Origin of the sequence: Pseudomonas sp. NFACC46-3 (assembly GCF_900114515.1) — a bacterium.
GTDB classification, from domain to species: Bacteria; Pseudomonadota; Gammaproteobacteria; order Pseudomonadales; family Pseudomonadaceae; genus Aquipseudomonas; species Aquipseudomonas fluorescens_Q.
In genome coordinates, this window is record NZ_FOTH01000036.1 from 1 (window position 1) to 9,311 (window position 9,311).

General features: G+C 64.8%; 9 protein-coding genes. 7 read left to right on the forward strand and 2 right to left on the reverse strand.

The genetic code is table 11. The features are described 5' to 3' along the window. Window positions 1–8: 8 nt before the first annotated feature. Window positions 9–1,451, reverse strand: a complete 1,443-nt coding sequence (locus BM300_RS25530; protein ID WP_092464315.1) for an FAD/NAD(P)-binding protein — start codon at window positions 1,449–1,451, stop codon at window positions 9–11. Between the two features lie 15 nt (window positions 1,452–1,466). Further along, on the reverse strand, window positions 1,467–2,030 hold the full coding sequence (locus BM300_RS25535; protein ID WP_072341866.1) for a helix-turn-helix domain-containing protein: 564 nt from the start codon (window positions 2,028–2,030) through the stop codon (window positions 1,467–1,469). 12 nt (window positions 2,031–2,042) lie between these two features. Between BM300_RS25535 and BM300_RS25540 the strand changes: the two genes are divergently transcribed. The 7 genes from BM300_RS25540 to BM300_RS25570 form a co-directional block, all read left to right on the forward strand. After that, window positions 2,043–3,047 (forward strand): DMT family transporter, encoded by a 1,005-nt coding sequence (locus BM300_RS25540; RefSeq protein ID WP_177344950.1) that lies wholly within the window; start codon window positions 2,043–2,045, stop codon window positions 3,045–3,047. A 207-nt stretch (window positions 3,048–3,254) separates the two neighbouring features. Then, window positions 3,255–6,179, forward strand: coding sequence for a monovalent cation/H+ antiporter subunit A (locus BM300_RS25545; RefSeq protein ID WP_092464319.1), 2,925 nt, complete (start codon window positions 3,255–3,257; stop codon window positions 6,177–6,179). After that, window positions 6,179–6,523: a Na+/H+ antiporter subunit C gene (locus tag BM300_RS25550; RefSeq protein WP_003202835.1), complete on the forward strand. Its 345-nt coding sequence runs from the start codon at window positions 6,179–6,181 to the stop codon at window positions 6,521–6,523. Before BM300_RS25545 ends, BM300_RS25550 begins: the two co-directional genes overlap by 1 nt. Next, entirely contained in the window at window positions 6,520–8,205 is a 1,686-nt protein-coding gene (locus BM300_RS25555) for a monovalent cation/H+ antiporter subunit D (protein WP_092464321.1), read from the forward strand. Before BM300_RS25550 ends, BM300_RS25555 begins: the two co-directional genes overlap by 4 nt. After that, a complete protein-coding gene (locus BM300_RS25560) occupies window positions 8,202–8,690 on the forward strand; it encodes a Na+/H+ antiporter subunit E (RefSeq protein WP_063320694.1) in 489 nt (162 codons plus the stop codon). The genes BM300_RS25555 and BM300_RS25560 overlap by 4 nt, the downstream gene beginning before the upstream one ends. Further along, the gene (locus BM300_RS25565; RefSeq protein WP_024780040.1) at window positions 8,687–8,965 is read left to right on the forward strand and encodes a K+/H+ antiporter subunit F; all 279 of its coding nucleotides are present in this window, start codon (window positions 8,687–8,689) and stop codon (window positions 8,963–8,965) included. Before BM300_RS25560 ends, BM300_RS25565 begins: the two co-directional genes overlap by 4 nt. Continuing rightward, the coding region (locus BM300_RS25570; RefSeq protein WP_092464323.1) for a Na+/H+ antiporter subunit G at window positions 8,962–9,311 on the forward strand (350 nt) is incomplete at its 3' end. The genes BM300_RS25565 and BM300_RS25570, both read left to right, overlap by 4 nt.

Sequence of the window (9,311 nt, forward strand, 5' to 3'; positions counted from 1 at the left end):
GTCCAACTTCAATTTTGGGTTTGCCACTCAACCAACCGCGCCGCCAGCGCCTTGGCCTGGCTCGCCACGTCGGTCACCGCGGTGCTTTCCCACCACATCCCCCGCAACGGCGGCCCCATGGCGAACAGCCGCTGGGCGGGGGCCCCTTGGGCGTCCAGCACCGCACCGTCAGGCCGGGCGGCAATGCCCAGGGCCAGCGGCCCCGGCTGGATCAGACCGCGAGCCAGCAACTGCTGCGGCAACGGTCGCGCCACCCGGCGCCAGTCATATTCAATACCGCTGGAGTTGATCAGCGCCGCGCCCTGCACCACGGTCAGCCCGGCCTCACCCCGACGGCGGATGCGGATACCCACCGTGCCCTCGGCGGACACCGCCAGCCCCTTGAACGATGCCGCCTGGATCCGCAACCGTCCTTCTTCATGCAGACGCGCCACCAGTTCGGCGCTCAGCGGTGGCGAACGATGGTGGTGGCTCTCCCACCATGGCCGTACATGCCGGACGAACTGCCGGCGTTGCACATCGCTGGCCTGGCTCCACAAGCGCCCGATGTGGGCGCGCACCGTGTCCAGCGGCGCCTGCCAATCAATGCCCTCGGCCTGGGCCCGGCGGCATTGCTCGCGCAGGGCCCGCATCAACTGAAGTGGCGACCGCAGGCTGTGATCGTCGGCGAGGAAATCCACCCAGGCGGGTGGCTGGCGGCGCACATGAGGCAACAAACCATGACGGGAAAACACTTCGATCGGGCCACGGTGCCCGGCCTGCTCCAGGGACACCACGGCATCGACCATGGTCAGCCCCGAGCCGATGATCAGCACCGTGGACTGCGGATCGAGCTGGCGCATCGCAGCCACATCCCAGGGGTCCAGGGCTGCGGCATTCAAGCCGCTGGATTCGGTTTGCGGGGTGCGTGCCGCCGGGAACATGCCGGTGGCCAGCACCGCGAAACGGCCACGTAAGAGTTGGCCGTCGTCCAGCGTCACCATCACGGCATCGTCGGCAACCCGTAGGTCCACGGCCTCCCCACGCACGTGCTCGGCAGTCGAACCGTTTCGTGCGCCCAACTCGCGAGCCTCGGCCAGCCGTTGTTGCACATAGAGGCCAAACATCCCCCGGGGCGGGAACAACTCGCTGACCGGTACATGCTGCTGATCCGACTCGGGCCAGCCGCCGGCTTCGATGAATGCGGTAAGCCATTGGGTCAGGTCGTCGGCGTTGTCCGGGTCGACGCTCATGCGCGCCGCGTTGCCGTTCAAGGTGTGCCCCAGCTCCACGGCACTGTAGGCCTCGCCCCGACCCAACTCAACGCGCGGTTCGACGATCATTACCTCGCGTCGGCCCGGCAGGCGCAGCAACTGCGCGGCCAGCATGGCACCGCTCAGGCCACCGCCGATGATCAGGATATCGGCTTGGCGGGTGAGGCTGCTCGTCTGTCGATCCAACGCTGTGTCCATGCCGCTCTCCAGGGATCAAATCACCACATTGCGTACGAATCTCGCCGCCACCGGCCCATCGTTGCGATAGGCATGGGGCTGGTTGCTGGCGAACATGAAAAACTCCCCGGCACCAATCCGGCGTTCCTCACTGCCCAACAGCAGCGTCAGGCAGCCCTCGAAGACATAAAGCTGCTCGCTCCAACCGTCGGCGTCGGGTTCGCAATGGTAATGCTCGCCGGGCTCCAGGCGCCATTCCCAGAGTTCGACTTCGCGGCTGGCGGTGGCTTTTGCCAGCAATACGGCTTTGCTGCCAGGAATCGTGCCGGCCCAGGCCAGCTCGTTGATGCGGCTCGGGTCGCGGGCATCGGGGGCCTGGATCAAGTCGCTGAAGGCTACGTCGAGGGCTTCGGCCACCCGGTCCAGGGTGGTCAGGCTGACGTTCTTTTCCCCGGCCTCGATGGCCACCAGCATGCGCCGGCTGACCCCGGACAATTCCGCCAGCGCGGTCTGGCTGAGCTGCGCGGCATGGCGCAGACGACGGATGTTCTGGCTGACGTGTTGCAGGACGGAAGCCCGCTGGCCGGATTCTTTGTGCACTATATTGCTCACATGGTAGGGCTGCGCATTATACTGCCCAACTTCGGGCGCATTGTGCGTCCGCCTCAAGTGGCGCGCAAGGTCATGGCATCGGTGAATTCCCCTCAAGCTTCCTCCCGTTTCTCAAGATTCAGCAAGGCCGAATGCGTACTGGTGCTGATCACCATGATCTGGGGTGGGACCTTCCTGCTGGTGCAGCACGCCATGACGGTCAGCGGGCCGATGTTTTTCGTTGGCCTGCGCTTTGCCGCCGCGGCCGTGTTTGTCGCGCTGTTTTCCTGGCGGCATCTGCGGGACCTGACCCTCTTCGAACTCAAGGCCGGCTGCTTTATCGGCGTGGCGATCATGCTCGGCTACGGCCTGCAGACCGTCGGCCTGCAAACCATCCCCAGCAGCCAATCGGCGTTCATCACCGCGCTTTACGTGCCATTCGTGCCCTTGCTGCAATGGCTGGTGTTGGGCCGTCGACCGGGCTTGATGCCGAGCATCGGCATCATGCTGGCGTTTACCGGGTTGATGCTGGTGTCGGGCCCGGCCGGAGCCTCGCTGAACTTCAGCCCCGGTGAAATCGCCACGTTGATCAGCGCCATCGCGATTGCCGCCGAAATCATCCTGATCAGCGCCTATGCCGGCCAGGTCGATGTGCGCCGGGTGACCGTGGTGCAACTGGCAAGCACCGCGGCGCTGGCGTTTCTGATGGTGGTGCCGACCCAGGAAGCGATCCCGGCGTTCTCCTGGCTGCTGCTGGTCAGCGCCGTTGGCCTGGGAGCCGCCAGTGCAGCCATTCAGGTGGCGATGAACTGGGCGCAGAAAAGTGTCTCGCCCACCCGCGCCACGCTGATCTATGCCGGCGAGCCGGTGTGGGCCGGCATTGCCGGGCGCCTGGCGGGCGAACGGTTGCCGGCGATTGCCTTGTTCGGCGCGGCGCTGATCGTCGCGGCGGTGATTGTCAGTGAGTTGAAGACCCGCAACAAAGACACCATCCCAGTCGATGAAGGGCTTGAACAGGAAGGTTGAGGCCGGCCAGCAATCCATTGCCTGGCGAAAAAAATCACTATCTTCGACAGCGGCCATCCCGACATTGACGGTGCGTGCATGCTCACCTGAGACCCTGCAAGGTCGGAAAACCCCACCTACCTTGTAGGATTCTGCGACACCCTCGCGGTTGGTGATCGGGAATACGCCACGTATGATCCCTCACAACCTCCCGCCGAATAGAAGCCTATGTCACTGATAGTTCTATTGCTTTTGCCCTTCATCGGCAGCTGTGTCGCGGCGCTGCTGCCGCATAACGCCCGTAACGCCGAATCCTTGCTGGCCGGCCTCGTGGCCCTGGCCGGCACCGTTCAGGTGGCCTTGCTGTACCCGCAGATCGCCGACGGCGGCGTGATTCGTGAAACGTATTCCTGGCTGCCCAGCCTGGGCCTGGATTTCGTGCTGCGCCTGGACGGGTTCGCCTGGCTGTTTTCGTTGCTGGTGCTGGGCATCGGCACGCTGGTGTCGCTGTACGCTCGCTACTACATGTCGCCGGACGATCCGGTGCCGCGCTTCTTCGCCTTCTTCCTGGCGTTCATGGGCGCCATGCTCGGGCTGGTGATCTCCGGCAACCTGATCCAGATGGTGTTCTTCTGGGAACTGACCAGCCTGTTCTCCTTCCTGTTGATCGGCTACTGGCACCACCGCGCCGACGCTCGGCGCGGTGCCTATATGGCGTTGATGGTGACCGGTGCCGGCGGGCTTTGCCTGTTGGCCGGGGTGATGCTGCTCGGCCATGTGGTGGGCAGCTATGAGCTGGACAAGGTCCTGGCCGCCGGCGACCTGATCCGTGCCCATGGCCTCTACCCCATCCTGTTGCCGCTGATCCTGATCGGCGCCCTGAGCAAAAGCGCGCAATTTCCTTTCCACTTCTGGCTCCCTCACGCCATGGCTGCTCCGACGCCGGTGTCGGCGTACCTGCACTCGGCGACCATGGTCAAGGCCGGGGTGTTCCTGCTGGCGCGGCTGTGGCCGTCGCTGTCGGGTAGCGAAGAGTGGTTCTACATCGTCGGCGGCGCAGGCGCCTGTACGTTGCTGCTAGGCGCCTACTGCGCGATGTTCCAGAACGACCTCAAGGGCCTGCTGGCCTATTCCACCATCAGCCACCTCGGGTTGATCACCCTGCTGTTGGGCCTGAACAGTCCGCTGGCGGCCGTGGCGGCGGTGTTTCATATCCTCAACCACGCCACGTTCAAGGCCTCGCTGTTCATGGCCGCCGGGATCATCGACCACGAAAGCGGCACCCGGGATATCCGCAAACTCAGTGGCCTCGTGCGGCTGATTCCGTTCACCGCGACCCTGGCCATGGTCGCCAGCGCAGCGATGGCCGGGGTACCGCTGCTCAATGGTTTCCTGTCCAAGGAAATGTTCTTCGCCGAGACCGTGTTCATTTCTGCCACGGCCTGGGTCGAACTGGCGCTGCCGATCATCGCCACCATCGCCGGGACCTTCAGCGTCGCCTACTCCTTGCGGTTCACCGTGGATGTGTTCTTCGGCCCCGCCGCCACCGACCTGCCCCATACCCCCCACGAACCACCGCGCTGGATGCGCGCCCCAGTGGAATTGCTGGTGTTCACCTGCCTGGTGGTGGGGATCTTTCCGGCCCAAGTGGTCGGCTCGTTGCTCGCGGCAGCCGCGTTGCCGGTGGTGGGCGGCACGCTGCCTGAATACAGCCTGGCGATCTGGCACGGCCTGAATGCGCCGATGATCATGAGCCTGGTGGCGATGTCCGGCGGCATCGTCCTGTACCTGCTGCTGCGCAATCAGTTCCGGCAAGGCCACATCAAGCACCCGCCGTTCATTGGCCGGCTCAGTGGCAAGCGACTGTTCGAGCGTTGCCTGGTGTTGATGATGCGCCAGGGTCGGCGCCTGGAACGGCTGATCAGCACCCGTCGCCTGCAGGCCCAATTGTTCTGGCTGGTGCTGGCTGCGGTGCTCGCCGGGTTGATCCCGATGCTGCACAGCACGCTGGTCTGGGGCGACCGGCCGAAGATCCCCGGTTCCATCGTCTTCGTCAGCCTGTGGTTGCTGGCCATCGCCTGTGCCCTGGGCGCGGCCTGGCAGGCCAAGTATCACCGGCTCGCGGCCCTGACCATGGTCAGCGTCTGCGGCCTGATGACCTGCGTGACCTTCGTCTGGTTCTCCGCCCCCGACCTGGCCTTGACGCAACTGGTGGTGGAAGTGGTGACCACCGTGCTGATCCTGCTGGGCCTGCGCTGGCTGCCACGGCGGATCGAGGACGTCTCGCCGCTGCCCAACAGCGAGCGGCGCGCGCGCATCCGGCGCCTGCGGGACTTGCTGCTGTCCATCGCGGTGGGCGGCGGCATGGCGTTGCTCTCCTACGCCATGCTGACGCGGCAGACGCCCAACGACATTTCTTCGTTCTACTTGAGCCGTGCCCTGCCCGAAGGTGGCGGCAGCAATGTGGTGAACGTGATGCTGGTGGACTTTCGCGGCTTCGACACCCTGGGGGAAATTACCGTGCTGGTGGCGGTGGCCCTGGCGGTGTTCGCCCTGCTGCGGCGTTTCCGCCCACCGAAGGAAAGCATGCAGCTACCGGCGCAACAGCGTCTGCTGGCGCCGGACGTGGTCACCGACCTGGTCAACCCGCGTCATGCCAGCGACACCGCATTGGGCTTCATGATGGTGCCGTCGGTGCTGGTGCGCCTGCTGCTACCGATCGCCCTGGTGGTGTCCTTCTACCTGTTCATGCGCGGCCACAATCAACCCGGTGGCGGCTTCGTGGCCGGGCTGGTGATGTCGGTGGCGTTCATCCTGCAATACATGGTTGCCGGCACCCAGTGGGTCGAGGCGCAGATGAGCCTGCGACCGCTGCGCTGGATGGGCACCGGGCTGTTGTTTGCCACCGCCACGGGCCTGGGAGCGATGGCCGTGGGGTATCCGTTCCTGACCACCCACACCTGGCATTTCGAATTACCGCTGCTGGGTGATCTCCATGTGGCCAGCGCGCTGTTTTTCGACATCGGCGTGTACGCCGTGGTGGTCGGTTCCACCCTGTTGATCCTCACCGCCCTGGCGCACCAGTCGGTGCGGGCCCATAAGCCGGGCCTGCAAGCCAAACCCGTCGCCCCTCGCACAGGAGCCACCGCCTGATGGAAGAAGTCATCGCAATCGCAATCGGCGTACTGGCCGCCTCCGGTGTCTGGTTGGTGCTGCGGCCACGGACGTTCCAGGTGGTCATGGGCCTGTGCCTGCTGTCCTACGGCGTCAACCTGTTCATCTTCAGCATGGGCAGCCTGTTCATCGGCAAGGAGCCGATCATCAAGGATGGCGTGCCTCAGGACCTGCTGCACTACACCGACCCACTGCCCCAAGCCTTGGTGCTGACGGCCATCGTGATCAGCTTCGCCATGACCGCGCTGTTCCTGGTGGTGCTGCTGGCCTCCCGGGGCCTGACCGGCACCGACCATGTGGACGGCCGGGAGCCCAAGGAATGATGTTGACGCCTCATCTGATCGCCGCGCCCATCCTGCTACCGCTGCTGACCGCCGCGCTGATGCTGATGCTGGGCGAGAAACACCGCCCGCTTAAGGCGCGGATCAACCTGCTTTCCAGCCTGCTGGGCCTGGGCTTCGCCGTGCTGTTGTTGTACTGGACCCAGGACCAGGCCCTGCCCGCGTCCATTGGCGTGTACCTGCCGGGCAACTGGCAGGCACCGTTTGGCATTGTGCTGGTGGTCGATCGCCTGTCGGCGCTGATGCTGGTGCTGACCGGCATCATCGGCGTCTGCGCCCTGCTCTTCGCCACGGCCCGCTGGCACGGCGCCGGTGCGAGCTTCCACGCGCTGTTCCAGATCCAGTTGATGGGTCTCTACGGCGCCTTCCTGACAGCGGACCTGTTCAACCTGTTCGTGTTCTTCGAAGTGCTGCTGGCGGCCTCCTACGGCTTGATGCTGCACGGCTCGGGACGGGCGCGGGTGTCGTCGGGGCTGCATTACATTTCCATCAATCTGCTGGCCTCGTCGTTGTTCCTGATTGGCGCAGCGCTGATCTATGGCGTCACCGGCACCTTGAACATGGCCGACCTGGCCCTGAAAATCCCGCTGGTACCGGAGGCCGACCGCGGCCTGCTGCACGCCGGGGCAGGCATCCTTGCAGTGGCGTTCCTGGCCAAGGCCGGCATGTGGCCGCTGAACTTCTGGCTGGTGCCGGCCTACAGCGCCGCCAGCGCACCGGTGGCGGCACTGTTTGCGATCATGACCAAGGTCGGCGTCTACACGATCCTGCGCCTGTGGACGTTGCTGTTCTCCGGCCAAGCCGGCGCCTCGGCGTATTTCGGTGCCGACTGGCTGGTCTACGGCGGCATGGCGACCATCGTCTGCGCCGCCATCGCCATTCTCGCGGCCCAACGCCTGGAGCGCATGGCGAGCCTGAGCATCCTGGTATCGGCCGGGATCCTGTTGTCAGCCATCGGCTTCGCCCAACCCAACCTGGTGGGCGCAGCGCTGTTCTACCTGGTGAGTTCGACCCTGGCGCTCTGCGCGCTGTTCTTGCTGGCCGAGCTGATCGAGCGTTCGCGCTCGGCCAATGAACTGGCCCTGGACGATGACTTCGACACCTTGCCGCGACCGCTGGAAGCCCTGCAACCGCCCAAGGGCATCAACCTCGATGACGAGCAGAAAGCCGTGGTCGGGCAAGTGATTCCCTGGACCATGGCCTTCCTTGGCTTGAGCTTTATCTTCTGTGCGCTGTTGATTATCGGCATGCCGCCGTTGTCGGGGTTCATCGGCAAGCTGAGCCTGCTCAGCGCCCTGCTCAATCCCCAGGGGCTCGGTGCCAGCGCCGGGGCACTGCTGTCGAACCAGGCCTGGGGCTTGTTGGCATTATTGATCCTGTCGGGACTGGCCTCGTTGATCGCCTTCTCGCGCCTGGGCATCCAGCGCTTCTGGACGCCGCAGGAGCGACCCTCGCCATTGCTGCGGCCGTTCGAATGCCTGCCAATCATCGTGCTGCTGGGCCTGGGCATCGCCCTGACTTTCAAGGCCGAGCCGTTGCTGCGCTACACCCAATCCGCTGCCGATGCGCTGAACAACCCGGAACATTATGTGATGTCGGTACTCGCCACCCGCGCCGTGCCCAACCCAGGGACCCGCGCCGCGTTGCAGGAGGTGCAGCCATGAAGCGCCTGTTTCCCGCCCCGTGGTTGTCCCTGGCGTTGTGGTTGCTGTGGCTGGTGTTGAACGTGTCCGTCAGCGCCGGTCATCTGCTGCTGGGCGCTGCGCTGGGCTTCCTGGCCCCGTTGATGATGCGCCCGTTGCGCCCGCGGCCCATCCGTATCCGCCGGCCGTGGGTGGTGTTGCGCTTGTTCCTGCTGGTGGGCCGGGATGTGCTGGTGTCCAACGTGGCGGTGGCCTGGGGTGTGCTGAACGCCGGGCGCCGCCCGCCTCGCTCGCGGTTCATCAAGGTGCCGCTGGACCTGCACGACGCCAATGGACTGGCCGCGCTGTCGATGATCACCACGGTGATTCCGGGGACGGTCTGGTCGGAACTGGCCCTGGACCGCAGCATCCTGTTGATGCATGTGTTCGATCTGGAGGACGAGGCGTCATTCATCGCGCATTTCAAGGCCACCTACGAGCGCCCGTTGATGGAGATTTTCCAATGAGCCCCTTGCTGTCCAATGCGATCCTGTTGAGCCTGTTCCTGTTCTCCCTGGCGATGGTGTTGACCCTGCTGCGGTTGTTCAAGGGGCCTTCGGCACAGGACCGGGTACTGGCCCTGGACTATCTGTACATCGTGGCGATGCTGATGATGCTGGTGCTGGGCATCCGTTATGCCAGTGACACCTATTTCGAGGCGGCCCTGCTGATCGCCCTGTTCGGCTTTGTCGGCTCGTTTGCCCTGGCCAAGTTCCTGTTGCGTGGCGAGGTGATCGAATGACCGGCGAATTGTCGATGTGGGTGGAAATCCCGGTGGCGATCCTGCTGGTGCTCAGCAGTCTGTTCGCCTTGATCGGGGCGATCGGCCTGGTGCGCTTGAAGGACTACTTCCAGCGCATGCACCCGCCGGCCCTGGCTTCCACGCTGGGGGCCTGGTGCGTGGCACTGGCTTCGATCGTGTACTTTTCGGCGCTCAAATCCGGGCCGGTGCTGCACGCCTGGCTGATACCGATCCTGCTGTCCATCACCGTGCCGGTGACCACCCTGCTGCTGGCCCGGGCGGCGTTGTTTCGCAAACGCATGGCCGGGGATGATGTGCCGGCGGAAGTAAGCAGCCGCCGAAACGA